This window comes from Glutamicibacter sp. AOP38-B1-38 (assembly GCF_052377485.1).
GTDB lineage: Bacteria > Actinomycetota > Actinomycetes > Actinomycetales > Micrococcaceae > Glutamicibacter.
Genome location: NZ_JBQSWU010000010.1, coordinates 19,860 through 44,700 on the forward strand (window position 1 = coordinate 19,860; position 24,841 = coordinate 44,700).

22 protein-coding genes and 2 tRNA genes are annotated in these 24,841 nt (G+C 55.8%); 4 read left to right on the forward strand and 20 right to left on the reverse strand.

The window, feature by feature from the left end; genetic code table 11:
* Positions 1-7: 7 nt before the first annotated feature.
* The 5 genes from ACT3TP_RS07510 to coaD all read right to left on the reverse strand — a co-directional run bounded on the left by ACT3TP_RS07510 (position 8) and on the right by coaD (position 4,513).
* On the reverse strand, positions 8-892 hold the full coding sequence (locus tag ACT3TP_RS07510; RefSeq protein WP_444620146.1) for an ABC transporter ATP-binding protein: 885 nt from the start codon (positions 890-892) through the stop codon (positions 8-10).
* On the reverse strand, positions 882-1,730 hold the full coding sequence (locus ACT3TP_RS07515) for an ABC transporter permease (RefSeq protein ID WP_444620148.1): 849 nt from the start codon (positions 1,728-1,730) through the stop codon (positions 882-884). Before ACT3TP_RS07515 ends, ACT3TP_RS07510 begins: the two co-directional genes overlap by 11 nt.
* A gap of 144 nt (positions 1,731-1,874) precedes the next feature.
* Entirely contained in the window at positions 1,875-2,936 is a 1,062-nt protein-coding gene (locus ACT3TP_RS07520; RefSeq protein WP_444620150.1) for an LCP family protein, read from the reverse strand.
* 120 nt (positions 2,937-3,056) lie between these two features.
* Entirely contained in the window at positions 3,057-3,959 is a 903-nt protein-coding gene (galU, locus tag ACT3TP_RS07525; protein ID WP_444620152.1) for a UTP--glucose-1-phosphate uridylyltransferase GalU, read from the reverse strand.
* 80 nt (positions 3,960-4,039) lie between these two features.
* Complete coding sequence (coaD, locus tag ACT3TP_RS07530) at positions 4,040-4,513, reverse strand: pantetheine-phosphate adenylyltransferase (RefSeq protein ID WP_444620154.1); 474 nt, start codon at positions 4,511-4,513, stop codon at positions 4,040-4,042.
* Positions 4,514-4,626: 113 nt separating this feature from the next.
* Here coaD and ACT3TP_RS07535 point away from each other — a divergent pair, with 113 nt between their 5' ends.
* Both ACT3TP_RS07535 and ACT3TP_RS07540 read left to right on the forward strand, forming a co-directional pair.
* Positions 4,627-5,838 carry an aminotransferase class I/II-fold pyridoxal phosphate-dependent enzyme gene (locus ACT3TP_RS07535; RefSeq protein ID WP_444620156.1) on the forward strand — a complete coding sequence of 404 codons (1,212 nt, stop codon included), beginning with the start codon at positions 4,627-4,629 and terminating at the stop codon, positions 5,836-5,838.
* Positions 5,835-6,617 carry a spermidine synthase gene (locus ACT3TP_RS07540; protein ID WP_444620158.1) on the forward strand — a complete coding sequence of 261 codons (783 nt, stop codon included), beginning with the start codon at positions 5,835-5,837 and terminating at the stop codon, positions 6,615-6,617. Before ACT3TP_RS07535 ends, ACT3TP_RS07540 begins: the two co-directional genes overlap by 4 nt.
* On the opposite strand, the gene rsmD is transcribed toward ACT3TP_RS07540, so the two are convergent.
* From rsmD to ACT3TP_RS07560, 4 genes are read right to left on the reverse strand one after another with little or no spacing between them, the layout of a single operon-like run.
* Entirely contained in the window at positions 6,588-7,178 is a 591-nt protein-coding gene (gene rsmD, locus ACT3TP_RS07545; protein WP_096287108.1) for a 16S rRNA (guanine(966)-N(2))-methyltransferase RsmD, read from the reverse strand. The two genes, ACT3TP_RS07540 and rsmD, sit on opposite strands and share 30 nt — an antisense overlap.
* A 29-nt stretch (positions 7,179-7,207) precedes the next feature.
* A complete protein-coding gene (locus ACT3TP_RS07550; protein WP_444620160.1) occupies positions 7,208-9,397 on the reverse strand; it encodes an ATP-dependent DNA helicase RecG in 2,190 nt (729 codons plus the stop codon).
* Positions 9,387-10,352, reverse strand: coding sequence for a DAK2 domain-containing protein (locus tag ACT3TP_RS07555; protein WP_176484203.1), 966 nt, complete (start codon positions 10,350-10,352; stop codon positions 9,387-9,389). Before ACT3TP_RS07555 ends, ACT3TP_RS07550 begins: the two co-directional genes overlap by 11 nt.
* A gap of 22 nt (positions 10,353-10,374) precedes the next feature.
* Positions 10,375-11,421 carry an LCP family protein gene (locus ACT3TP_RS07560; protein WP_096287104.1) on the reverse strand — a complete coding sequence of 349 codons (1,047 nt, stop codon included), beginning with the start codon at positions 11,419-11,421 and terminating at the stop codon, positions 10,375-10,377.
* A gap of 153 nt (positions 11,422-11,574) precedes the next feature.
* On the opposite strand from ACT3TP_RS07560, the gene ACT3TP_RS07565 reads away from it, so the two are divergent.
* Positions 11,575-12,009 (forward strand): DUF3515 family protein, encoded by a 435-nt coding sequence (locus tag ACT3TP_RS07565; RefSeq protein WP_444620162.1) that lies wholly within the window; start codon positions 11,575-11,577, stop codon positions 12,007-12,009.
* A gap of 65 nt (positions 12,010-12,074) precedes the next feature.
* Here the strand turns inward: ACT3TP_RS07565 and ACT3TP_RS07570 are convergent, their stop codons facing one another.
* The 6 genes from ACT3TP_RS07570 to leuC form a co-directional block, all read right to left on the reverse strand.
* Positions 12,075-13,187 (reverse strand): D-alanine--D-alanine ligase family protein, encoded by a 1,113-nt coding sequence (locus ACT3TP_RS07570; protein ID WP_096287102.1) that lies wholly within the window; start codon positions 13,185-13,187, stop codon positions 12,075-12,077.
* The gene (locus tag ACT3TP_RS07575; protein ID WP_444620164.1) at positions 13,187-14,221 is read right to left on the reverse strand and encodes an NAD(P)H-dependent glycerol-3-phosphate dehydrogenase; all 1,035 of its coding nucleotides are present in this window, start codon (positions 14,219-14,221) and stop codon (positions 13,187-13,189) included. The genes ACT3TP_RS07570 and ACT3TP_RS07575 overlap by 1 nt, the downstream gene beginning before the upstream one ends.
* A gap of 27 nt (positions 14,222-14,248) precedes the next feature.
* Positions 14,249-15,022 carry a lysophospholipid acyltransferase family protein gene (locus ACT3TP_RS07580; protein WP_444620167.1) on the reverse strand — a complete coding sequence of 258 codons (774 nt, stop codon included), beginning with the start codon at positions 15,020-15,022 and terminating at the stop codon, positions 14,249-14,251.
* 14 nt (positions 15,023-15,036) lie between these two features.
* On the reverse strand, positions 15,037-16,356 hold the full coding sequence (gene murA / locus ACT3TP_RS07585) for a UDP-N-acetylglucosamine 1-carboxyvinyltransferase (RefSeq protein ID WP_444620169.1): 1,320 nt from the start codon (positions 16,354-16,356) through the stop codon (positions 15,037-15,039).
* 247 nt (positions 16,357-16,603) lie between these two features.
* A complete protein-coding gene (gene leuD / locus ACT3TP_RS07590; RefSeq protein ID WP_105554571.1) occupies positions 16,604-17,209 on the reverse strand; it encodes a 3-isopropylmalate dehydratase small subunit in 606 nt (201 codons plus the stop codon).
* Between the two features lie 14 nt (positions 17,210-17,223).
* The gene (leuC, locus tag ACT3TP_RS07595) at positions 17,224-18,663 is read right to left on the reverse strand and encodes a 3-isopropylmalate dehydratase large subunit (RefSeq protein WP_444620280.1); all 1,440 of its coding nucleotides are present in this window, start codon (positions 18,661-18,663) and stop codon (positions 17,224-17,226) included.
* A 122-nt stretch (positions 18,664-18,785) separates the two neighbouring features.
* Between leuC and ACT3TP_RS07600 the strand changes: the two genes are divergently transcribed.
* Positions 18,786-19,508, forward strand: a complete 723-nt coding sequence (locus ACT3TP_RS07600) for an IclR family transcriptional regulator (RefSeq protein WP_096287226.1) — start codon at positions 18,786-18,788, stop codon at positions 19,506-19,508.
* 12 nt (positions 19,509-19,520) lie between these two features.
* Here the strand turns inward: ACT3TP_RS07600 and thiL are convergent, their stop codons facing one another.
* The 5 genes from thiL to ACT3TP_RS07625 all read right to left on the reverse strand — a co-directional run bounded on the left by thiL (position 19,521) and on the right by ACT3TP_RS07625 (position 24,240).
* The gene (gene thiL / locus ACT3TP_RS07605; RefSeq protein WP_444620172.1) at positions 19,521-20,537 is read right to left on the reverse strand and encodes a thiamine-phosphate kinase; all 1,017 of its coding nucleotides are present in this window, start codon (positions 20,535-20,537) and stop codon (positions 19,521-19,523) included.
* 6 nt (positions 20,538-20,543) lie between these two features.
* Positions 20,544-22,187, reverse strand: a complete 1,644-nt coding sequence (locus ACT3TP_RS07610; protein ID WP_444620174.1) for a GTPase — start codon at positions 22,185-22,187, stop codon at positions 20,544-20,546.
* Entirely contained in the window at positions 22,184-23,953 is a 1,770-nt protein-coding gene (locus ACT3TP_RS07615) for a dynamin family protein (RefSeq protein ID WP_444620176.1), read from the reverse strand. Before ACT3TP_RS07615 ends, ACT3TP_RS07610 begins: the two co-directional genes overlap by 4 nt.
* A gap of 94 nt (positions 23,954-24,047) precedes the next feature.
* Positions 24,048-24,120 (reverse strand) — tRNA-Glu (locus tag ACT3TP_RS07620).
* Between the two features lie 48 nt (positions 24,121-24,168).
* Positions 24,169-24,240: transfer RNA gene (locus ACT3TP_RS07625), tRNA-Gln, on the reverse strand.
* Positions 24,241-24,841: the final 601 nt, after the last annotated feature.

Here is a 24,841-nt window from a genome sequence, read left to right on the forward strand (position 1 = left end):
CGTTCCTTTATTTCTTCTTCAAGTGTGCTTGGTACGCCTTGATCACGGTGTCTGGATCGCCGTCCATTTTCTGGACGCCTTTTTCAATCCAGATGCAGCGATTGCAGGTTTCCTTGATCGAGTTCATCGAGTGCGAAACGTTGAAGATCGTTCCCGCGTTCTCACGAATTTCGCGGATTTTCGCTTCACTGCGTTTTTTGAACTTCGCGTCACCGACCGCCAATGCTTCATCAATAATCAAGATGTCGTGCTGCTTCGACGCCGCGATCGCAAATTTAAGGCGCGCGCTCATGCCGGAAGAGTAGGTACGCATGGGCAAATCGATAAATTCTTCAAGTTCAGCAAACTTGATGATGTCTTCGCGCATCTTCTCGACTTCTTGACGGTTGTAGCCAAGGGCGAGTCCGCCGAGAGTAATATTCTTATCTCCCGAGAGTCCGGGGATCAGAGCAGCGCCGACGCCCAAAAGGCTCGGACGCGATCTTGCAAACACGCTTCCGGAAGCAGGAGGAGTCAAGCCTGTAATAGCCTTAAGCAACGTCGACTTACCCGAACCATTTGATCCGATAACTCCGATCGACTCATTTTCGTAAGCTACGAACGAGATCCCTTTCAATGCATGCACCGTGCGGACACCACGCATATTCGACTGCAGCAAGCGTCGTGCCCCCGCTGCGCCGACTGCTTTTCCGCTCGAGAACACTTCGTATTTCACATGAAGATTATCCACCATCACGACAGGCTGACGGCTGGGATCAATATTCAGATTCGAGTTCTGTACGTCTTCCGATGGGACCACGTCGATGAACGAAGTATCATCGGAAAAAATCCGCTCGGGTTCATATTCCGGATGCAGTTCGGGGTTGATGAGATCATCAAAATTAATTCTCACGGCCGTAACGCTCCTCCGCTTTCCAGAAGTAAACAAGACCGAACGCCAGAGTAGCAATCGCCCAAATACCTACGACAAACCATGCGCGTGGTTCGTATACCGCGTGGTCCATGATCATCGCACGCGCAATTTGCAATGTCTGATACAGCGGGTGATAGTCAAAGGCTGTAACCATCCAGGGCCATTTGTTTAGGATGCGATCCACGCTAAACAAAACACCCGAAGTGTAGAACAGTACTCGGCCGATCAGCGGCAATATATTGGTGAAGTCGCGTATATGCACGGTAATACGCGCACAGATCAGCGCAACACCCATGTTGAAGACACTGAAAAGAAGCACCAGCGGAATTATTACAAACCACGTCCACTTAGGTGACGTGCCCAAGATTAAAGCGTAAATGAACATTACGGCAAGCATCGGTGCCAACGTCAAGATGCCCTGAGTTACCTGTGCAACGGGCAGGGCAAGCCTCGGAAAGGCCAGAGATTGGACAAGGGCAGTATTTCCCGTAATTGATTTTGCGCCACCAGACATAGATGACGTGAAAAACTCAAATAGGAACACGCCGATAACAACGAAAACTGGGAAGTCTACCCCCCTGCTGCCACCTTGCAAGATGCCGAAAATGAATCCATACATCACTGCGTTAAATGTAGGTTTAAGTACCACCCAAACCATGCCCAGACGGTTACGTTCGTTCTGAGACTGAAGTCGGGCCTTGGCAAGTTCATAAATGAATTCGCGACGACTCCACGTCTGCTTCAGGTAATCGACCAATGACGGTCTTGCCCCTACTCGGTGCAAGCCGTACTTCTCGGCCTCCTCCGCAACTGTCATGTGCAAAATGTCCTCTTGTCGAATGCTAACTACTACTTGAATTCGTAAGCACAGATGATCAAAGTCTAGTTTACGAGTGGTGGTAACACGTGATTTCGCGCTGCGTACGCGAGTGCAATTGCTCCCACTCGCGCTTGGCCACGTCTATTCTGGCGGGTACTCAGCCAAATATTCAGCCATGGTATCGGTTTGCAGAGCCTCTGAAATTTGAGCGACTGCTAGTTCGCTGGCAAGTTCGATTGACTGACCATCGGCGCTAGTTGAGCTACCTGCAGTCGGCATCGTGAACATCTCCAGGTTTTCGGTGTCCACGTTTTTGAGCTGCATACCCAAACCAACTAGTGTCGCCGCGTCGAATTGCGAGTCGAAGCTCAGGTAAGGCGAAACCTTGTCGACAATATCGTAGAGCTTCACCGGATTGGTGAGCGTATCGTTGGACAGCATCTGGTTTACGGCCGCAACGAGGAATGTCCGTTGATTCTTGACGCGCTGGTAATCACCGTCATTGAACGACTTTCGTTCACGGACGAAACGCAGGGCGCGATCCCCTTCAAGAGTGACCTCGTCGGCAGGGTAGAAGTAGTCCGTGTCATTCGCGGTGAAGGGTATTTCATTGTCGACCGTCACGCCGCCCAGGGCCGTGGAAAGCTCTCGGAAGCCCTCAAAATCAATCATCGCCACGTGATCGACTTTCGTGTCGAAAAGTCCTTCCACGGTTTGCATCAGTAACGGTACCCCTCCAAGCGACACCGCAGCGTTGAGCTTGTTCTGGCCATATCCTGGGATATCTACCCACATATCTCTGACCAAAGACATGATGTAAATTTGCTCTCGGTTTTCTGGAATATGCACCAGCATCATGGAGTCACTGCGTTGATTCACCGCGCCGTCTAGCGCCGCTGCGTCCGATTGCTCATCATCAGCATGATCTACTCCTAGCATCAAGATATTCATGGAGCCATCGTCGGGATCTTTGACAGGTCTCGAACTCTGCTGCTCATCGCTGTAGTCGATGGACAAGGTATTGGTTTTCGAATTGAACTGATGTTGAAGACTAAAAAGGTAAAACCCTGCACCTAAGGCTGCAATGACTACGACCGCAACTACGGACAATAGAACGCCACGCAGGCGGCGCTTCCGCCGTCGCTCCACACCATAGCGCGCGCTACGAGACGTAAAGCTTTCACTTGTGTTTTGGGTATTCATTCCTGCAGCTTCTCAAAGAAAATCTAGGGTATGCCCATGTGGCAAGTTCAATGCTCGCTACAGGGGCAAAGAAAAAGACTACTCAAGATAAATGTGATTATCCTGAGTAGCCCCTTACGATTAGTCTTCGAGGTTTGCGACGAACGTCCTTAGCCAAGTCTTCATGCCCGCGCCTAGTTCCTCGTTTTCAACGGCCAAAGTCACGTTTGCCTGGAGATAGCTCAGCTTGTCACCAGTGTCATAACGTCGGCCGCGGAAAACTACGGCATGGACTCCGGCTCCTTCATCGCTGCCCACAGCAAGCTCCTGAAGAGCATCTGTCAGCTGAATTTCACCGCCGCGTCCCGGAGCGGTGTGCTCAAGCACCTCGAAAACTCTGGGGTGCAGCAGGTAGCGGCCGATGATTGCCAGATTGCTTGGAGCTTCCTCCAAGCTTGGCTTCTCAACCAGGGCATTCACTTTCACATAGTCTTCGCCCTCGACGAGAGAAACGTCCGCACAGCCGTAGGCGCTAATCTGTTCAGGCTCGACCTCCATGAGCGCGATCACCGACCCACCGGTCTTCTGCTGGGTTTCTACCATGAGCGACAACAGTTCATCGCGTGAATCAATTAAGTCGTCTCCCAGTAAAACTGCGAATGGTTCCTGCCCTACGTGCTGCTTTGCGCATAGGACCGCATGTCCAAGGCCTCGAGGGTCGCGCTGGCGTACGTAGTGAATATCGCCAAGTTCCGTTGCTTCCTGAACCGAACGCAACTTCTTCATGTCCCCCTTGGCTTCCAAGGATGCTTCCAAGGAGGGAACCCGATCGAAGTGGTCTTCGAGAGCGCGCTTGCTACGCCCAGTAATCATCAGCACGTCGTTCAGCCCAGCATTCACGGCTTCGGCAACGACATACTGGATTGCAGGCTTATCAACAACAGGAAGCATCTCTTTTGGCATTGCCTTCGTTGCTGGCAAAAACCGAGTTCCCAGCCCGGCAGCTGGAATAACTGCCTTGGTGATACGCGTTGTATGAGTCATTTGTTTTGGTTCCTACCGTTCAAAAATGTCCAAATTTCTTTGGACAGATATCTAGCTAGTATGAGATCTAAAATATCTGCTTATTGTTTCTTCGAGAGTCGTTTAATAACTGCGCGTGGAAAGTATTCAGCAACATCCCCACCAAGCGACTGCACTTCCTTGAGCAGTGACGAAGACAAATGAGTAAATCTAGTGTCCGCCTGAAGGAAGACGGTTTCCACACCGGTGAGATGGCGGTTCATGGTGGCCATGGGGATCTCATAGGCATAATCAACGGTGCTGCGCAGACCCTTGACGATGGCTTCGGCACCCTGCTCCTTGCAGAAATCCGCGAGGAGCCCTTGGCCCATGGGCATTGCGGAAACTCCGCGAAGACCTCCTACGGTCTCTTCGACAATGGCTACTCGTTCTTCTTCGCTAAAGCGATACTTCTTGGAGTAGTTCGTCGACACAGCAACGATTACCTCGTCAAAGAGGCTCGCCGCACGGGCAATGATCTCAACATGGCCATTGTGGATGGGATCAAAGGATCCTGGGCATACAGCTCTGCGCATATATTGAATCTATCAACAAACCGCTGATAGCGCGTGATTTTGGATGGGCTGTCACGTAACGATTCATGCGTGTTACCCAACGCCAATTTTCTGATACGAAGCATAATTGATCTATGACCTATGAATCCACGCCATGGCGGCGTACCGCGCGCAGTGCAAACCTGCTGGGACCAACGGGCGAACCCGGGGTCACAATCTTCGAAGAGATTACCGGTCTGGCGAATAAACACCAGGCACTAAATTTAGGTCAAGGTTTCCCCGACACCGAGGGCCCGCAAGAAATTCGCGAATTGGCCGTCAAAGCCATACATGACGGAGCCAATCAGTACGCTCCAGGCAGCGGTATTCCCGCGTTGCGGCAGGCTATCTCGGAGCACCAGAAGCGTTTTTATGGTTTGAGAATTGATCCGGATACACAGGTGGTCGTCTCCACCGGCGCCACGGAAGCTATCGCGGCGACAATTTTGGCATTTGTCGAAGCTGGTGATGAGGTAGTCACTTTTGAGCCTTATTACGACTCCTATGCAGCCATGATTGGGTTGGCCAATGCTGCGCACAAGGTAGTGAAACTGCGAGCACCATCATTCGAGCCAGATCTGGATGAACTTCGGGCTGCCGTTACCGACAAGACACGATTAATCATTGTCAATAATCCGCATAACCCCACGGGTACGGTTTTCGACGAGAGCGTGCTGAACGAAATCATTGCCCTCGCGCATAAGCATGATTGCATCATTTTGGCGGATGAAGTCTATGAACATCTCACATTTGATTCGCCGCATATCCCCATCGCGACTCTTGCCGGCGGTTTTGAACGCACCGTGACGATTTCCTCTGCCGGCAAATCGTTTTCCTTCACCGGGTGGAAAGTTGGGTGGGCATCTGGGCCTCGCGAACTCATCACCGCGGTACGGACAGTCAAGCAATTCCTTTCCTATTCCTCCGGGCCTGCTTTCCAGCCAGCCGTCGCTGAGGCTCTGGCGCTTCCGGATTCCTTCTTCACCAACTTTTCCGCCGATCTCGGTGAGCGAGGTGCACAGCTTGCCGACGGCCTAGAAAAGGCGGGGATCCCGGTGATGCGCCCCAAAAGCACCTATTTCTTGGTCGCCGATCTCAAGGGACAGGGAGTCGAAAGCGCTGTGGACGCGGCGAAGCTCATGCCCGAACGAATCGGTGTGGCCGCAATCCCGCTATCGGTATTTGCGCACCAAGAAAATCAGTCGGAATATGCCTCCCTACTGCGTTTTGCCTTCTGCAAAAAACCTGAGGTCATTGCGCGCGCCGTCGAGCTGCTGCAAAATCTTCCGGGAGAACTCGCAAAATGAGCAATAAACCCATCAAACGCTGGCTCGGTGGTGTTCAGGCTCATGCAACGATTTATGACGATGACCTAGTTCCTGGTGCCAAGATCCTCGCCATTGCTGGCGCCGAACAGTCACATGTAAATCTGGCTGATCCGGAACAGATCTTCTATGAATACCTGGCTCGAATTGCCAATCATTTGAGCGTATTGCGCCCCAAGCCAGAACCATTAAAATTCCTCCATCTAGGTGCCGGAGCGCTGACCTTAGCCCGTTGGGGTGCTCTGCGCTATCCAAAAAGCACGCACGTTGCCGTTGATATCGAACGCGAACTGCTCGACTTCGTGCAAACGCACCTTCCCATGCCAAAAGAAAGCAATTTGCGGGCGATTGTGGCCGATGCCCGTGCGGTGCTTTACGAAGAACTGGCAGGTGAGCTCTACGACGTTATTGTCGTTGACATTTTTAGCGGACCGGAGGCACCGGAGCATCTGACCACCGCAGAGTACTATGCAGAACTTGCAGACTCGCTGGCCGTCGATGGTCTGCTCTTCGTGAATATCGGAGATGACCCGCCCTTGGCCTTCACCGATCGCCAGGTGGCGGCCGCACAAACTGTCTTCGCCCATGTGCTGCTCAGCTCAACTCCAGAGATGTTTAGCCGAAGATTCCCCGGGAACCTCATCCTTACCGCGTCAAAAGCCAGGATCGACGAGCCGGCTATCGAAGCTTGCCAAGCGGCAGGCCCTTATCCGTCGGAGATCAAGCATTCTCTAGCCTTGGACCGGTTCGGCAAACCATAGGTGCGTCTCTCCGTATTTCTTATCCGCGATCTTCTCAAGGCCCGACGGCCATTGCGGTTCAGGAGAACGGCTGGAACGTTCAACAATAAGGGTCGCGTCCTCAGCGAGAACCCTGGAGACTTTCTCCAAGGTCGCCGAGAGCTCCTGCTCAGTCAACGGATACGGCGGATCCATAAAGACCAGGTCAAAAGTCTTTCGGGTCAAGGAAGTTTCTTCGTCGACGAAACCTGCGAGTACAGAATCCACCTTGCCTCGTTGAACCGAAGCAATCTGGCCCTTCAAGGCCACGTTGATTTTTGCTGCATTCTGCTGGCACACGCTCACAGCTTTTGGCGCCAGCTCCACCAGCAGCACCTGACGCGCCCCACGGCTAGCGGTTTCCAGCCCGAGGGCTCCGGAACCAGCAAACAGGTCCAGCACTCGCGCCGAAGAAATGACGTTCCAGCTTTCCAGCCGGGAGAACAGAGCCTCTTTGACCCTGTCTGTGGTGGGCCTCGTGGCATCTCCAGGAACCGACTTCAAGGTAGTGCCACCGGCTATGCCGGAGATAATACGGCTCATGTGATGCTGCCACTTTCGAAATATAGATATTAGTTTTTATTCAAGAATTCGCTGGTGGACTGATCAATCCACGACCCTACAACCGAGGCGAGCTGCGAGTGCTCGGCGGCCCAATTCCCGGACTGCATGAGCAGCTGGACGTCGTCACGGGCCGATTCGATCAAGCCACGATCTTTGATGATACTCAATTCACGCAGCGTTGACCGGCTACCGGACTGCTGAACGCCAAGGATATTTCCTTCCTTGCGTTCGGCAAGGTCCGCTTCGGCCAATTCGAATCCATCCAGAGTCGACTCAATGGTGCGCAATCTATTGACCGACTGGTGATCGGCGTCCAACCAGGTGGTCAGCAGACAGGTGCCCGGTAATCCGCCACGGCCGACACGACCGCGCAGCTGGTGGAGTTGTGAGATCCCAAATCTTTCGGCGTCCATGATCACCATCAAGGTTGCGTTGTGCACGTCCACACCGACTTCAATCACCGTGGTGGAAACCAGGACATCTATCTGCCCGGCTGCAAATTCATCCATGATCTCTTGCTTGTCATGGGAGTCAAGCTGCGAATGCAATGATTCCAGACGAACGTCGGTGAACGAAGGCATGGAGGAAAGAAGTTCAAACATTGCTTCAACGCTCATGGTTTGGTTGGCCCCATCTTCAGCGGTGGCTACCAAGATCCCTTGCTCCGCTGCCGTTTCTGTAATTCTCGGACAGACCACATACACCTGATGGCCTTTGCTGACTTCTTCCCGTATCCGTGAGAAGAGCCGGTCCCGGAATCCGGTGAGCTGCATGGGAACGATATGCGTGGAGATGGGGGCGCGTCCGGCAGGAAGCTTCCTGATGGTGGAGGTGTCCAGATCGCCAAAGACCGTCATCGCCACCGTACGTGGAATCGGCGTAGCGGTCATGACAAGCGTGTGAGGCACCGCGTCTTCGCCTTTGGCCCGCAACGCATCACGCTGTTCGACACCGAATCGATGCTGCTCATCGATGACAACGAGGCCGAGCTCGGCAAATCGCACGTGTTCGCCGAGCAGCGCGTGCGTGCCGATGATCAGTCCGGTCTCCCCGCTGGCTATGCCCAAGAGGGCTTCCCGGCGTTGAGCCGTTTTGGCCGAACCGGTCAGCAGCGCTACCCCAGTTCCCTCGCCCTCACCGAAGAGGCCTGGTTCGGCTAGGTTCCCCAGCATCTTCTTAATGGAGGAATAATGCTGCGCGGCGAGGACCTCTGTCGGCGCCAACAGCGCCGCTTGTCCCCCGGCGTCAATGACTTGCAAGATTGCACGGAGGGCAACAATCGTTTTACCCGAACCAACTTCGCCTTGCAGCAATCGGTGCATGGGATGCGCTCTAGCCAGGTCGGCGGTGATAGCCGCCCCGACCTCTAGTTGATCGTCAGTGAGCTCGAAGGGCAATCTTGATTCGAATTTATCGGCGAGTCCATCTTTGACTTGCCTTCGGGCAATTGCAGGCTGATTTCCCAGCTTTCGGCTTCGTTCGGCGAGCGAAAGTTGCAGCAGAAAGGCCTCTTCGAAGGCAAAGCGCTGCCGGGCAATATACGCCTGCTTGATTTCGCGCGGGCTATGCCTATCCAGGTAGGCCTTCGCCCGACGCGGATAATGATGCTGTGCGAGGGTTGCCTCGGGCAGGAACTCCGGAAGCTGCTCTTCGGTGAACAGTTCGGTGAGCAGGCCCATCAGATCACGAATCTTCTTATTCGGCATTTTTGCCGAGGCCGGATAGATCGGTATTGGCCGCGGATCGGCCTGCTCAGCCGTGTCCAGAATTGCGTAATCCGGCTGGCTCAGCTGCAGATGGTCTTGGTACCAGCCCACCTTGCCGCTGAACATTGCGATGGTTCCAATTTGCAGATCGTTGCGCGCTTGGTAACCGTTGAAGAAGGTCATCCGCAGTTCTTGCCCATTATTGGCAAGTTCGTCGCTCACCGTCACTTCAAAGATGAAACCACGCCGTGAGTGCATCTGCCGCTGGCTGACGTTGACCACTTGGGCTACTACGGTGACGTGTTCGTCAAAGGGCAGCTCGGCGATGGGGGTCAGCTCCCCCACATCGACATAGCGGCGGGGAAAATGCCAGAGAAACTCTCCAACGGTGGTATACCCGAAGGCCTTCTCCAGTGCTCCAGCATTTTTGGCGCCCAATGCCTTGGAGAGCTCGGCTAGTTCAATATTCTTCAAACGGATTTCATCCATCATGGGTACACAGATCGGTGACGCTGACGTTCACCGGCTCGCCCTGTTGACGGATGAGTTCCAGCGCAGCTTCGGCTTGGGCAACATGAACATGGACTCGCCAACGGTAGAATTCTTCGCTGGTCGAATTGACCGGCGACATGATGACCGAGTCGCCTATTCGGTCCAATTGACCGCGCAAGGTCGCAGCACCCAAAGCGTCCAGGGTGATAGTGCACATGACCTCGACACCCTGCGCATCATTCTGGATCAGATGCACATGTGGGTCTTGGATATGGTACCCATGGAATCCTTCATAATATTCGAAATCCGTCTCGGTGCCGCGGACGGCAGCGCAAAGCTCATCAAGAATAACCAGCATCCCAACCGCCCCGGCATCGACTACGCCGGCACTTTCAAGGCTGGGCAACTCATTTTCGGTGCCGTGCACGGCCATACGTGCGGCTTGGGATACCTGGCTTAGCACCGAATCCAGCGCTGCACGGCTTTCGGCATCGGTTTTCAGGTGGGCTAGCGTGGATCCGGCTGCCAGCGCGGCGGCACTGATCACCGAGAGCATGGTGCCCTCGACTGGCTCGCTTAGCGCAGACCATGAGCGGACCTTGGCGCGTTCCAGCCCCTTGGCCAGAATGCTGGCATTCAGCCGATCATGACCCAGCCAAGGTTCCGCTAGACCGCTGAGGAAGACCGCAAGCAGCGTCCCCGAATTGCCACGCGCCGACTCCATGGCGGCGCGGGCAGCAACTTCCAAAAAGGCGCCGATATCATCGCTTTCCAACTTGCTGACCGCGTCTTGCCCCGCCCGGGCGGTGAGATACAGGTTGCTACCTGTATCTCCATCCGCCACGGGGAAAACATTGATGGCATTCAGCCGATCGGAATGATTCCCGAGACTCTTCACGCTCCGCTGCAACCATTCACCGATGGCGCGCACGGAGGTATCGAGTTTTTGTGTCATGGGAAATCGGGTCTTTCAGTTCTTAGCGGGAAAGGTCCGTGGTATTCACGAATTCTTCCATCTTGTCTTCCTGCAACGCGGTGCCAAACTTGTCTATGGTTGCCATATCCGGAATGACAATCGACTGACCGTCCGCCGAACGGCCAGGGCCATTGTTCGGGAGCGTAAAGAATGTCATGTCGTTTGGACGCACATTCATCATCGAGGTGGCATAACCGGCCACGGTAGATGCATCCAACGATTCATCAACCGCGATAAATGGTGCCATCTCACTGACCACGCTATTAAGCTTAGCCGGATTGGTCAGGGTTTCCTTAGACATAATCTGCCCAAGCATCGCTTTGACAAACAGCTGCTGGTTCTTGACTCGTCCATAGTCGCTGCCCGGGAACGATTTGCGTTCACGAACAAAGGCCAAGGCCTGTTCTCCATCAAGGGTTTGGACACCAGCCGGGAAATACATGCCATTGGTAATTGACTGGCGGAAAGCCTGAGGATTGTTAACGGTCACGCCGCCAAGCGCGTCCGTCAATCCCTTGAATCCCTCAAAGTCAATTGATGCTACGTGGTTGATGCGTACCCCGAAGAGGCCCTCTAAGGTCTCAACTGCTTTTGGCACGCCTCCGCTGGCAAAAGCACGGTTGATCTTCGCAGTACCGACGCCCGGAATATCCAGCCAGGTATCGCGCATGACCGAGGTGACATAAACGCCATCGCGATCAGCCGGAATATGCACCAGCATCATGGTGTCCGAACGACCACCATTGGGCAGTGTGCCAAAGTCATCTTCCGCATCATCGACATCACGAGTGGCTCGTGTATCGCTGCCAAGGAGCAGAATGTTTACGGCGTCCTTTGACTCTTCCTTAACTTCTGGACGAGTCTCCTCAGCCGGGAAAGCCTCGGCGATCTTGTCGCTCTTCTCATCGAAGGTGCGGCCAAGATTCCATACGTACCCGCCGGCTACCAATCCGGCAATAACGACCAGTGCCAGAATACCGATAAGGATTCCACGCCCCGTACGTTTCTTCTTCGCACGCGGGCGTACAGGCTGTTCTTCAAAGGACATATGCTACCTTTCACAGTTTCAACTCTTTACATCCTATCTTTCAGAAACGAACGGTAGGCTGATAAAGTGCCAGTTTTCAGTAATAAGAGTCAAGAGTCATCAAAACTTAATCTAAGGATTAGGCGTACAAGTGCGCTATTGCTTGGAGCAGCGGTGCTTGCACCGATGCTCTCCGCGTGCGCCTCCATTGCCGCCGTCGAACCTGCCGCAGATGCAGGAAATCCATTGTGCGCCGAGATGATGGTCATCCTTCCCGAATTCGTCGGAGATGCCGAGCGTCGAAGCACGAATTCACAGGCGACGTCCGTATGGGGCGAGCCTTCGAAGGTGGTCCTGCGATGCGGAGTCCAGGTGCCCGGACCAACTACGGATCCGTGCGTATCAGTCAATGATGTTGATTGGATTGCCCACGAGGGTGACGACGGGGTTTGGACGCTAACCACCTACGGCCGCACGCCAGCGACCGAAGTTGTGCTGGATCCGCAAGTCATTCCATCCAGTACGGTCCTGGCTTCGCTTTCCCAGGCAGCCTCGCGCATTCCGGCCGAGGGTGCTTGCCTGAGCGTCGATAAGAGCGTGGATCTCTGATTAACGCAAAAGAAGTGTTTGGCCGCGATCTTGGATCTTGCGCGGTCAAACACTTCTTGAACGGTTTAGCGTAAACCGATCTTCCGCTCACAGGCCAAGGCAATCAACTCATCAATCAGTGCGCTGTAGCCAATCCCCGTTTTATCCCACATCTGCGGGTACATGCTGGAAGGTGTGAAGCCAGGCATGGTATTGATCTCGTTGATGATCCACTGGCCATCTGGCGTGTAGAAAAAGTCCACCCGGGATAATCCTTCGGCGTCAATGGCATCAAATGCATTGACTGCCAGCTCGCGGATGCTCGCCGTGGCCTCATCGCTGAGTACCGCCGGGCAGCTGAGCTTCGCGGCAGTGCCATCAACATATTTCGCTTCAAAATCATAGAAGGTATGGCCATTTTCAGCAACGGCGATCTCGCCCGGCATTGAGGCTCGGGCAGGCTCTGAGTGACGGCCTTCAAGTACCCCGCACTCAATTTCACGGCCGCTGATTCCTTGCTCAACGATGACTTTTGGATCTTCAAGGCGCGCCGCGTCGATGGCCGCCCGAAGGTCTGAAGGCTCATCAACCTTGGTGATTCCCACCGACGAACCGGCACGTGCAGGCTTGACGAACAAGGGGTACTGCAATTTTTCGCAACGGGCCAACGCCGCTTCGCTGTCGCGCAGCCATTGCTTATTGGTTATCACTTCGTAGGGGCCTACGTTGAACCCGGCATTTTCGAACACGACCTTCATGAAATGCTTGTCCATGCCCATGGCGCTGGCTGCAATGCCTGAACCTACGTAGGCGACACCAGACATTTCAAGCATGCCCTGGATGGATCCATCCTCGCCGAACGGTCCGTGGAGCAGCGGGAATACCACGTCGATCTGGCCCAGATCCATAATTTGCGAGTCCGAGTAATGCAACAGAGTTGTGCGTTCAGAATCGTTCGAAAGGTGGACCGGCTTATCTGCCACGGCGATTTCGGGAAGTTTCCCGGAGCTCAGCGTCCACCCCGATGAATCTTCATCGACTAACGTCCAGGCACCGTCACGAGTGATCCCGACAGGGATCACGTCAAAACGATCCTTGTCGATTTCTTGCATCACGCCGGCTGCGGTGACGCAAGAGACCGAATGTTCAGAGGAACGGCCGCCAAAGAGCAATAGCACCCGTGGTTTACGCTGACTCATTACTGCTGTTCCCCTTCAGATTTCAATTCTCGTGCCAGAAGTCGCTCAGCCATGTTCTCCACGCTTAAGTTTCCTTCCAAGACCATCACCACTGCTTCGGTGATGGGCATTTCCACCCCATGGCTTCGCGAGAGGTCAAAGACCGCACGGGCCGATTTGATCCCCTCAGCCGTCTGCGACATCCGGTCATTGACTTCTTCGATGAAAAGTCCCTGACCGAGCAGACGCCCGGCGGTGTTGTTCCGCGAAAGCGAGGATGAGCAGGTTGCGACTAGGTCGCCCAGCCCAGACAGGCCCGCCAAGGTGTCCAACCGTCCGCCGAGGGAAATCACCAGGCGAGTGGTCTCCGCCAACCCACGCGTAATAACCGTGGATTTGGTGTTGTCCCCCATCCCCATGCCGTCGCACATGCCAACTGCCAGGGCAATGATGTTCTTGACAATGCCCCCAAGCTCTACGCCAAGCACGTCATCATTGGTATATGGGCGGAAATAAGGTGCGGAGCACAACTGTGCGATCCAATGGGCAGTTTCATTGCTGGTGCAGGCAACCACCGAAGCGGTCGGTTGCTCTCGGGCAATTTCCATGGCCAGATTCGGACCGGAAAGCACGGCGATGCGGTCTGCTGGAATTCCAGTGACCGCTGCCATGACCTCGCTCATGCGCAAATCCGTACCGCGCTCCAGCCCCTTCATCAGGGAAAGCAACACCACGTCTTGCTCAAAGTGCGCGGTGAACTTCGCTAGTTCCTCACGAAGCGACTGCGCCGGAATTGCCAAGACCACCAGGTCTGCATTGGCCAGCACTTCTTCAACATTGGAAGAGGCAGTCACATTTGCGGGAAGCTTCGTGTCACGCAGATAGCGCGAGTTCGTGTGCCGTTCATTGATTTCCTGTGCGGCTTCATCCCGACGAGCCCAGATTTGCACCGGGATGCCTTGTTCAGGCACCGCGTCCGCAAGCACCTTCGCAAAGGTTGTTCCCCAGCTTCCGGCACCCATGACGGCGATCTTACGTGGTAGCGGCTTACTCAAGGCAGTTCCTTCGCTAGGTATTGAGACTTAGTCGTTCGGAGGTTGTGGGGCATCAAATTCCCGACCCGTAGCTGTTTGTCCATGTTCGGCCGGATTCCAGAGCTTCTCGGGCGGGGTCTGCTGACGCAGCTCGGCCTGCAGCTCGGTGATCGAAGCCATGATCCGCTCGGTGGCTGCTTGCAGGACCGAACGCGTTCGCGGGCCGCTACGCAGATCGTCGAGTTGCACTTGCTCCCCCACGCTCAAGGTAACGTGCTTTCTCGGGAATGGGTACATCTTCTTGGCATAGCGAGGGAACAGCTCTTGATCCCCCCAGTGAGCCATGGGAACTACTGGGGCGCCCGTCTGCAACGCGAGTCGCGCAGCCCCGGTGCGGCCGACCATTGGCCACAATTCCGGATCACGGGTCAAGGTACCCTCGGGGTAAATGACGATGACGCCGCCTGCTTCAAGCACCCTTTTCGCGGCACTGAGCGAATCTGCCGCGTTAGCACCACTCCGTGAGACGGGGATCTGACCGGTGGCACGCAACGCAGCGCCGAGGACCGGAACCTTGAACAAGGACTCCTTGGCCAACCAGCGAGGCAGACGGCCACTGCTGTAGATCGCGTGGCCGACAACCAGTGGGTCGATTTCGGTGAGGTGATTTGGGCAAAGGATGAATCCACCGGAGGGAAGCTTGTCAAAGTCCTTCCAGGTCTTGCCCATCAGCACGTTCATTGCCGGACGCACAACCCCGGCCAAGATGGCAAAGGCGGTCTTGGTTTTAGCTGTTTCCCGGTGCACTAGATTATCTGTCACGATCCAGTGTTCCCCTAGTTGCTCAGTTCAACATTTGCGCCCAGGGCAGTGAGCTTATCCATGAAGTGCTCGTAGCCGCGGTTGATGATTTCTATTCCGGTGACCTTGCTGGTGCCTTCGGAAGCCAGCGCGGCAATCATATGGGAGAAACCGCCACGGAGGTCCGGGACGTCGATGTTTGCACCTTTGAGCTGGGCCGGGCCCAGCACGACCGCAGAGTGCTTGAAGTTCCGCTGGCCAAAGCGGCACGGGGTGGAGCCCAAGCAGTCCGTATGGACCTGAACCGTAGCGCCCATGCGCACCAAGGCGTCGGTGAAGCCGAAGCGGTTTTCATACACGGTTTCGTGGATCACCGACACGCCATTGGCCTGCGTCAACGCGACAACCAACGGCTGCTGCCAATCCGTCATGAAGCCTGGATGCACGTCGGTCTCCAGGATCAACGGATTCAGCTCGCCACCTGGGTGGTAGAAACGGATACCGTTGTGGGCGACCTCGAACTCGCCACCGATCTGGCGGTAGACGTGAAGGAAGGCCGTCAGATCCCGTTGCTGGGCGTCTTCTACGAAAATGTCACCCTTGGTGACCAGCGCTGCCGAAGCCCACGAGGCGGCCTCATTGCGGTCAGGCAATGCGTAGTGGTCATAACCGCGCAGTTCATCAACGCCCTGGATGCGGATGACGCGGTCACGGTGAACCGAAATGATGGCACCCATTTTTTGCAGCAAGGAAATCAGGTCCAGGATTTCTGGCTCGATCGCAGCGTTGCTGACTTCGGTCACGCCCTTGGCGCGGACCGCAGAGAGCAGTACCTGCTCGGTCGTTCCCACACTTGGGTACTGAAGTTCAAGCTTGGCACCGGTCAGCCCCAGGGGTGCAGAAATGCGGATACCCTCCGCTTCCTTGTCCACCACCGCGCCGAATTCGCGCAATACCTCTAAGTGGAAATCGATGGGGCGGTCACCGATACGGCAGCCACCCAGATCGGGAATGAACGCTTCCCCCAGGGAATGGATCAGCGGGCCGCAGAAAAGAATCGGGATACGCGAGTCGCCCGCGTGGGCGTCAATCGCCTGATTCGAAGCGCTCTTCGCCGCGACCGGATCCATGGTCAGGTCGCCTGTTTCAGGATCCTGGGAAACCTTGACGCCATGGATCTCCAAAAGGCTACGGACTACCGCGACGTCTTTGATTTCCGGTACGTTGCGTAGTACCGAGGGAGAGCTTCCGAGCAGGGCTGCAACCATTGCCTTGGGGACCAAGTTCTTAGCGCCGCCTACTCGAACGGTGCCCTTCAAGGGGACACCGCCATGGACCGTTAGAATCTTACCCATGTATGAATAAACCTCATCGCGTAGTCGTTTTTCCTGCCCGGACCGGTGGGCCAACAAAACAGGCAGGACTTAGCAAGCATACCGCCATCGCGGGAGCAGTTCTGGGCAGTTTAGCCCGTGGCGCACACATTGTGAGCATGCTTTCAGGGTTGGACTATTGATGGGTCGGCTTGCAATTGCGGCAAAACGAAAAAAGCCTCGCCCGCAGCCACCTACTAGTGGGTACGGACGAGGCCTAGATTCGTGATCAGTCAGCAGTTCTTGCAGGCAAAGTCTGCGGCTTGAAGGCCGGACGAGTAGCTTCAAAGGATGTGACGTCTTCCTCATGCTGCAAGGTCAGCCCAATATCATCAAGGCCTTCCATTAAGCGCCACCGCGTGTAGTCATCAATCTGGAATGGCGCCAGGATCGAACCGCACTGCACGGTGCGTGCTTCCAAATTTACGCTGATCTCGGTACCCGGATTGTTCTCCAGTTCCTTCCAGATCAGTTCGATGTCGCTCTGTGCGACCTCGGCTGCTACCAGACCCTGCTTACCCGAGTTGCCCCGGAAGATATCGGCAAAACGCGAGGAGATCACCGCTTTGAATCCATAGTCCTTCAACGCCCAGACGGCGTGTTCACGGGATGAACCGGTGCCGAAGTCCGGACCGGCAACCAGCACCGAACCATTGGTGTACGGCTCGGTATTCAGGATGAAATTTTCATCCCGGCGCCAGCCGGCAAACAAAGCATCTTCAAAGCCCGTGCGAGTGATTCGCTTCAGGTAGACGGCCGGGATGATCTGGTCGGTGTCGATGTTGCTCTGGCGTAGCGGGACACCAATCCCGGTATGGGTAATGACTTTTTCCATGATGGTGTTCCTTCCTAGACCGATGCCGGAGCGTCAATGAGATCCGCAGGCGAAGCCAGCGTGCCACGGACGGCGGTGGCCGCTGCGACCAGCGGGGACACCAGGTGGGTGCGCCCGCCCTTGCCTTGACGTCCTTCAAAGTTTCGGTTTGAAGTGGACGCGCAGCGTTCCTCCTCAGCCAATTGATCCGGGTTCATCCCCAAGCACATGGAGCAGCCAGCAAAACGCCACTCGGCACCAAAGTCCTTGAACACTTGGTCAAGGCCTTCCGCTTCGGCTTCGAGTCGAACTCGTGCCGAACCTGGAACCACGATCATGCGGATCTGCGGGTCCTTTTCACGGCCCTTGATAATCTCGGCCGCGGCGCGCAGGTCTTCCATCCGCGAGTTGGTGCAGGAACCCAGGAATACGGTGTCGACACGGATTTCCTTCATCGGTGTTCCACCGATGAGTCCCATGTATTCGAGTGCGCGTTCGCAGGCCTTGCGATCGTTTTCGTCTTCAAAATCTTCAGGTACCGGAACCCTGGAGGAAAGTGAAACGCCTTGCCCCGGGTTGGTTCCCCAGGTGACGAATGGTTCCAATTCATCCGCGTTCAGGAACACTTCATTGTCGAAGCGTGCGCCTTCATCGCTTTGCAGGGTCTGCCAATATTCAACAGCGGCATCCCAGTCGGCACCCTGTGGCGCATGCGGGCGGCCCTTGACATATTCAAAGGTGGTTTCGTCCGGCGCAATCATTCCTGCGCGCGCACCGGCCTCAATCGACATATTGCAGATGGTCATGCGTGCGTCCATGGACAACGCACGGATCGCGGAGCCACGGTATTCCAACACGTAGCCCTGCCCGCCGCCGGTGCCGATCTTGGCGATGACAGCCAAGATAATGTCCTTTGCGGTCACTCCGGGCTTGAGCGTGCCTTCAACATTGACGGACATGGTCTTGAATGGCTTCAGGCTCAACGACTGGGTTGCCATCACGTGCTCAACCTCGGACGTACCGATGCCGAAGGCCAATGCACCGAAGGCGCCGTGGGTTGAGGTGTGGGAGTCACCGCACACCACGGTCATGCCCGGCTGCGTCAGACCCAGCTGCGGGCCAACCACGTGCACGATCCCCTGTTCCTTGTCACCCAAGGAGTGCAGGCGAACACCGAATTCCTTGCAGTTATCTCGCAAGGTGAAAATCTGTGTCCGGCTGGTCAAATCCGCAATGGGCTTGTCGATGTCGAGGGTCGGGGTGTTGTGATCCTCGGTGGCGATAGTGAGATCTGGGCGGCGCAGCTTGCGCCCGGCCAACCGCAGGCCTTCGAAGGCTTGCGGCGAGGTGACCTCGTGTAGCAGGTGAAGGTCAATGTAGATCAAATCGGGCTGACGGGCTTCGCCCTGCCCTTCTCCCTGGCGCACTACGTGCGCGTTCCAGACCTTTTCTGCCAAGGTCTGGGGCGACTGCATGGTGGACATGCGACACACTCCTCAAGCTACGAACTATCAACACCATTACTTTGACACTTCACAGAACTCCATTTCCAGTATCTGGACTTGAATCTCAAATACTGAGACATGATAATGGTTTTATGACTACAGGTAGCGGTGTTGGTGTTCTGGATAAGGCAGCAGCCATTCTCAATGCATTGGAAAATGGGCCAACGTCCCTCTCGCAGCTGGTAGAGATCACGAGAATTTCCCGGCCAACTGTGCACCGCATCGCCCAATCATTGGTGCACCATGGCCTGGTGGGCCGCGACTTGCACGGCCGATTTGAGCTCGGTGGACGACTTGTCGAGCTCGCCAGCGCGGCCGGTGAAGACAGATTGGTCAGCACTGCGGGGCCGGTATTGACCAAGTTGCGCGACCTGACCGGTGAGAGCACACAGGTATTCCGCAAGCAGGGTGAATTCCGTGTGTGTATCGCCAGCGCAGAACGTCCTGTGGGATTGCGCGACACCATTCCGGTGGGCACGCAGTTGTCCATGAAGGCAGGTTCCGCCGCGCAGGTTCTCTTAGCCTGGGAAGACAACGAACGCATGATCGGCGGCTTGCAACACGCTCGATTTACCCCGACCATCTTGGCCGGGGTACGTCGCCGCGGGTGGGCCCAGTCGCTAGGCGAACGTGAACCAGGCGTCGCCTCGGTATCGGCTCCCGTGCGCGGACAATCGGGGCGGGTCATTGCAGCGTTATCGATGTCTGGCCCGATTGAACGACTGACCCGTCAGCCGGGAAAGATCCACCACGATTCCATAGTCAATGCCGCGCGCGAGCTTTCGGACTTGCTGCGGATCCAGTCAGAAGGATAAAACAGCGGGCGCTTAGCCGAAGTGGTCGAAACCGCTTCGGTAGTCCAGCTGCTTTCCATTGAGGAAAACATTGGAACGCCGGCCGGTCAATGGCACCACTTCGCCCACCACCGAGAATTCCTCTGGAATCTCTACGCCTGATGGGAAGCAAGCGAGCAATCCGAAGTCCTCGCCGCCGTGCAGTATCCATTGCATAGGATCAAAGTCCAAGAGTTTTGCCGCTGGTTCCAGCCGATGAGCGAATACTTCAAGTGCGGTCTTATCCAACTTGATACTGACATGGCTTGCCTTGGCCAGCCGTCCAGCATCTCGGACAAGCCCGTCGGAAATGTCCATCATGGCATGAGCGCCGGCTTGGGCGGCTCTCGGGCCAGACTCCAAAGGTGGAGTTGGCTTGCACTGGGCATCGGCAAGGCGTAGCACCGCGCGGCTCCAGGTCGTTGCTTCATGCTTTCCCTCTAGCAGGGCTAGCCCTGCCCCAGCTGCACCAAGGCGGCCAGCTACGGCGAGCCGGTCTCCGGGCTTGGCCCCCGTGCGAAGAATTTTTCCATATTCGCACTCGCCCAATACGGTGGTAGTCACCGAGATCTCTGATGAGCGGCTGAGGTCACCGCCTAAGACGGCCAAGCGATCGGCCCCGAGCGAAGAAATCGCGGCAGCAATTCCACGCGCAAATTCCTTGGCCCAGGCCAGCGAGACCTCCGCTGGCATGGAAAGTGAAATGACGGCACCTGTAGGGACGCCACCCATGGCGTTGATGTCGGAGACATTTTGCGCGATCGATTTCCAGCCGATGTCATATGCGGCATGTTCGTGTCCGCTGGGCCATATCAAACGAAAATCCTGGTCTTGGACAATGGTGTCCACGGAGACGACTACTTCTCCCCCGGCAACGCGTAGCGCTCCGGCATCATCTCCTGGGCCGAGTCCCGCGTCCTTGGCATCCAAGAGCGGGAGGATCTCGTTCAAGATTCCTTCTTCACCAATGTCGCCCACGGTCGGGCTATTGTCAGTCTGTTGATTAGTCACAGGTTGCTATTCGGCTTTCTTCGCCGCGTTGGAAATCAACGCTGCATAACTGTTGTATTGCTCTAAGTGGTGTGCAGTGGGATCCACGATATATCGACGGACGACCCCCGACACTGAATTTTGGAGGTTTTTAAGCGCTTTCCTACGCTTCAGTCTAGCGACCATTCGATTGACGAATGATCCAAGAATTCCGAGGACTATGCCCAGAAGTATCCCGGTGAAAACCATCAGCGTGGGAATCGCGATCCCTTCGACTCGTGGCGTCTGCGGCAGGTCGAATTGGAAGTACGCGGCCAACGCTATTCCGCCCAGCCATAACGCGCCGGCCAGGGCCACGATGACGCCAAGCCATTGGACGAACTTGGTGACCGGCCACCACCAGGACTTCTTTTCAACGCCCAAGGTGCTGCTGGCAATGGCTATATCAATATCGTTGGCTAGTTGTTCCTTCTGCTCATGAACGCCGTCCTTCAATGATTGGGACCAGCGTGGCGACAGATCTTCGGTGGCTTCGCCAAGATAGCGCCCTACCGATTGGTCAACCGCCGCATTTTCGGCCACCGAAAGATCCGGGCGAGATGTCAATGAGATTTCTGGCTTTTCGATTCCACGCCCAAGGTTCATGCGCTTGAGCGGATCGTTGCGCAGTCGGGTGAGCCAGCTGGTGATTGGCCAGCCTGTATTCGTTGAGGCGCGTAACTTATATGAGGTCTGCACGGCCTCGGCGATGCGGTGCGTTCCATGAGCTTTGGCGATATTGCGCTCCAGGTCGGATTGCTCCATCACTCCTGGCATTCTGACCTTGGGCACGGCGAGTTCACCTTCAAGCGTGCGCAGCAGTTCGTCAACGTCAGCGCGTAAGCGCCGGGTTGCCTGCACCTTGGTTTTCAGTGCCGAGGAGAACTTTCCGCGAATGTCCTCTAGTCCCTCGCCAGTACGCGCTGAGGCCAGAATAACGGGAACCTGGCCAACCCCTTCGCTTTCAAGCAACGCGGCCAAGGAACCGCTCACAGGTGCCCGGTCACTAGACGCAATGGTGTCTATCTGGTTAAGCACGACTAAGAGGTTTCCGCGTTGTCCTGAAAGTTCGCTGAGGTATCCATGATGAATCGAAGCGTCGGCATACTTCTGGGGATCTAATACCCATACCAGGTAGTCAACTTGCCCCGCCAGACGCGACGCGATCTGATGGTGCTCGGTGGAGGTTGAATCCATATCCGGCAGGTCAAGCAGGATCAGTCCTCCGGCTGGGTCCTGTGATTTCTTAGCTTCCGCACCGAGAACCTGGGAATCAAGCACATGACGCTCGCTGACTTCGAGCCAATCGAGCAGCTCACCGGCGCCTTGCGGCTGCCAGATGGCGGCCACCGTCTTGGTAGTGGTGGGCCGAATGACGCCAGTTTGCGCAATATCGGAACCGACAAGCGCGTTGAAAAGCGAAGATTTACCGCTGCCTGTCGCACCGAACAGACCGAAAACCACGTGGTCTGCCGACAGCTGGCGGCGGGCTTCCGCTCGTTCGATGACCACCGCGGCGTGATCAACTACTTCAGGTTCAAGATAGGGTTCGGCAATTTGCATTGCCGAAACCACCGCCTCAATTTGCTCGCTAAGTCCCGAATGAGCACGATTCACCTTGCGCTCGCTCATGCCTTGAATCCTCCCCTGCGCAGTCCGTTGACTTGTTCGCGTAGTTCTTGCACGATGACCGGTTGAAGGTTAGCCTCGATCTCTCCCTGATAGACAGCCAGATTCTCGTCCATGAGTTCGCGTGTTCTGGCTTCCAGCATGGTTCGTGCGCGAGTGGCCATGCGCCGAACTGCCTCTTCACCGAATATTGCTTCGAGTAATTTCTGTCCGACAACGGCAGAGCCACCGGCGATGCCTAATTCCAGCCCGGTCATGCCGGCGGTAGAAGCGAAGACCACAACCATGAGCGCTACCGCCACACCGTTGACGCCGAAGGCGGCAATCCTCGCGGTTTTTCGTTTGCCGGCCCCCTCGCTCCGGATCATTTCCAAGACATCTTTCTGCCAAGCCCGGATGCTATCCGCGGCCCGAACTTCGAGGTCTTTACCGGGGCGCTCGGCCGGGAGCGACGCTAAAAGATGAACCCCGATGGGTGTATTGCGCCAGTTACGATCAATGTCTTGGAAGGCATTGGTGATTTCGCTGACCAACACGGTGTGAAGCCCAGATTCTATCGCTTCTTCCACCCGGTGGGTCGCCACCGGCTTCCCGCTGAAAAAGGAACCGACTCGGTCCCGAATTCTCCCTATGACGCCTTCAATGCCGCGGAGCAGTTCGCCGGCTCCCACAAAATCTTGCCATCTGGCGAGGATCTCGCCACGAAGCAGCGACCCGTCGTTCAAGGCCTCCGTAGTTTTTCCCACGGCAAAAGCGAAACGTTCGGTCGCAACCTTCCCCAGGGCGTCGAGCTGCGAGTCCTGGTCTTCGGCTTCTTCGCTGAGCGCGTGGAGGTCTTCATGCAATCTCCTAATAGCGCCTTCGAGCGTTTGCTCGGCGATGCGTTGGCGTTCGGTAGCGTCAGCAGCCAAGGAATTCAGCCAAGCCGAAAAAGGTTCAATTCGTTCCCCGGGAATCATTGCTTGTTCGTCCAGCTGAACTTCATTAATTACATGGAGGAGTTTGGGGTCCAGATTTTTTGCGGCAAGCAACCGTTCGAGGTCCGGAACGATATCCGTTTCGGCGCCGGCCGGGACACGGTTGAGAATCACGCATACGGTGATTTCTCGAACGCCAGCCTCGGTCAGCACTTCCCACGGAATAGCGTCGGCATAACGGTTTGCCGTGGTGACAAAGATCCAGAGGTCTGCGGCGTTCAAGAGCTGTCCGGCTAGGGCGCGATTGTCGTCGGAAACCGAATCGATGTCCGGTGCATCGAGGATCGCCAGTCCGCGTGGAACGTTCATATGCGGCACAACCAGCAGCGCGTCATGGCGATCCATCCCATGCCCTGTGCTGAAGCCTGCCCCACTCAGCCGAGTCAGTTCAGGAAGTACCCGCTCGTTTGCGAACCAAGGTTCGTCTGCGGGGTTCACCGCAAGCACGGGCGTTCGCGTAGTGGGTCGCACGGCGCCGGAGCGGCTTATCTGGTCGCCGAGCAGTGAGTTCACCAAGGTAGATTTACCGGCACCGGTCGATCCGCCAACCACAGCCAGCAGCGGGGCGTTCAGGTTCTTGAGACGAGGTTCCAGATAATCATTGATCTGGTGCAAAGCCTTCACTCTTAGCTGTTCGCCGCCGGGAGCCGAATTCGAGGTGGAGAGGATAAAGTTCAGATCATTCAATGACGATTCGAGCTTGGCAAACCGGTCCAGAAGCTGAACGGCACCAGCGTCAGGTAGCTGGTTCACCGGTTCGGTCGGCTCCTGCGGCAATGATGTGGACTCCATAAGCTCCATCATGCCTTATGGAAAGCACTCTGCCATCAGTACACGAATGCTTTGGCGGGTTAAAGGAAAAAACCACGACTGTGTCGTGGTTTTGTGACCCCAACGGGATTCGAACCCGTGTTGCCGCCGTGAGAGGGCGGAGTACTAGGCCGCTATACGATGGGGCCGTACGCTGAAGATTTCTCTTCAACTCACCAAATTACTCTGGTGAAGCGCTGGGATACCAGGACTCGAACCTAGAATGACGGAACCAGAAACCGTTGTGTTGCCAATTACACCATATCCCAATGTGACTTGGGCATTTGATCAAAATACCTCCAAAGTATTCGGATCGCACGCCGCAGCACGAGAATTAACTATACCCACGTAGCCGAGCCATGACAAATTGATAGTGCGCACTCAGCGCCCATCGTGAGTCACTCGGATTATCCGCAGCAGAGAGGCAGGCTCTGCTAGGCTGGCCACCGTGCCTCCGGTGTGGGGCTCACGCTCCAATTTGCGGTCGGCCAAAACCGCGATGAGTCCTGCGTTCTTCGCGACGAGCACGTCATTAGCGCGATAATCTCCGGTGTACAGCTTTCCAGCGGGCAAGGTTGCCAATGCAGAGCAACCTGCCAGGATGGTGCCGGATCTGGTTTCGGAGCGCCCGCAGCATTAGACCCAATCACCACGGAGCATCCCGCAAGGACCACAGCCTCCAGCTTCATTCGTTGGAAGGACTCTATGTTATTGCTGACCGCTCCAAATGGATTGCCTCACGCAGTGAGCGTATCGAGATGTGCCTAAACTACGTCGATGGGTCTCCATGATTCTCTGACCAAAGACTCGTATTCCTTTGTCGCCGGTTCAAGTCCGGCACGCCCTACAAGAAAGAATCAGCGTGCTAAC

Bases quoted from the DNA above. Each gene is read 5' to 3' on its own strand.
- galU (WP_444620152.1), bottom strand. From the start codon at position 3,959: ATGACTCATACAACGCGTATCACCAAGGCAGTTATTCCAGCTGCCGGG.
- coaD (WP_444620154.1), bottom strand. From the start codon at position 4,513: ATGCGCAGAGCTGTATGCCCAGGATCCTTTGATCCCATCCACAATGGC.
- ACT3TP_RS07615 (WP_444620176.1), bottom strand. From the start codon at position 23,953: ATGGAGTCCACATCATTGCCGCAGGAGCCGACCGAACCGGTGAACCAG.
- ACT3TP_RS07560 (WP_096287104.1), bottom strand. From the start codon at position 11,421: ATGTCCTTTGAAGAACAGCCTGTACGCCCGCGTGCGAAGAAGAAACGT.
- rsmD (WP_096287108.1), bottom strand. From the start codon at position 7,178: ATGAGCCGTATTATCTCCGGCATAGCCGGTGGCACTACCTTGAAGTCG.
- murA (WP_444620169.1), bottom strand. From the start codon at position 16,356: ATGGGTAAGATTCTAACGGTCCATGGCGGTGTCCCCTTGAAGGGCACC.
- ACT3TP_RS07540 (WP_444620158.1), top strand. From the start codon at position 5,835: ATGAGCAATAAACCCATCAAACGCTGGCTCGGTGGTGTTCAGGCTCAT.
- ACT3TP_RS07550 (WP_444620160.1), bottom strand. From the start codon at position 9,397: ATGATGGATGAAATCCGTTTGAAGAATATTGAACTAGCCGAGCTCTCC.
- ACT3TP_RS07600 (WP_096287226.1), top strand. From the start codon at position 18,786: ATGACTACAGGTAGCGGTGTTGGTGTTCTGGATAAGGCAGCAGCCATT.
- ACT3TP_RS07610 (WP_444620174.1), bottom strand. From the start codon at position 22,187: ATGAGCGAGCGCAAGGTGAATCGTGCTCATTCGGGACTTAGCGAGCAA.
- ACT3TP_RS07520 (WP_444620150.1), bottom strand. From the start codon at position 2,936: ATGAATACCCAAAACACAAGTGAAAGCTTTACGTCTCGTAGCGCGCGC.
- leuC (WP_444620280.1), bottom strand. From the start codon at position 18,663: ATGCAGTCGCCCCAGACCTTGGCAGAAAAGGTCTGGAACGCGCACGTA.
- ACT3TP_RS07535 (WP_444620156.1), top strand. From the start codon at position 4,627: ATGACCTATGAATCCACGCCATGGCGGCGTACCGCGCGCAGTGCAAAC.
- ACT3TP_RS07515 (WP_444620148.1), bottom strand. From the start codon at position 1,730: ATGACAGTTGCGGAGGAGGCCGAGAAGTACGGCTTGCACCGAGTAGGG.
- leuD (WP_105554571.1), bottom strand. From the start codon at position 17,209: ATGGAAAAAGTCATTACCCATACCGGGATTGGTGTCCCGCTACGCCAG.
- ACT3TP_RS07555 (WP_176484203.1), bottom strand. From the start codon at position 10,352: ATGACACAAAAACTCGATACCTCCGTGCGCGCCATCGGTGAATGGTTG.
- ACT3TP_RS07570 (WP_096287102.1), bottom strand. From the start codon at position 13,187: ATGAGTCAGCGTAAACCACGGGTGCTATTGCTCTTTGGCGGCCGTTCC.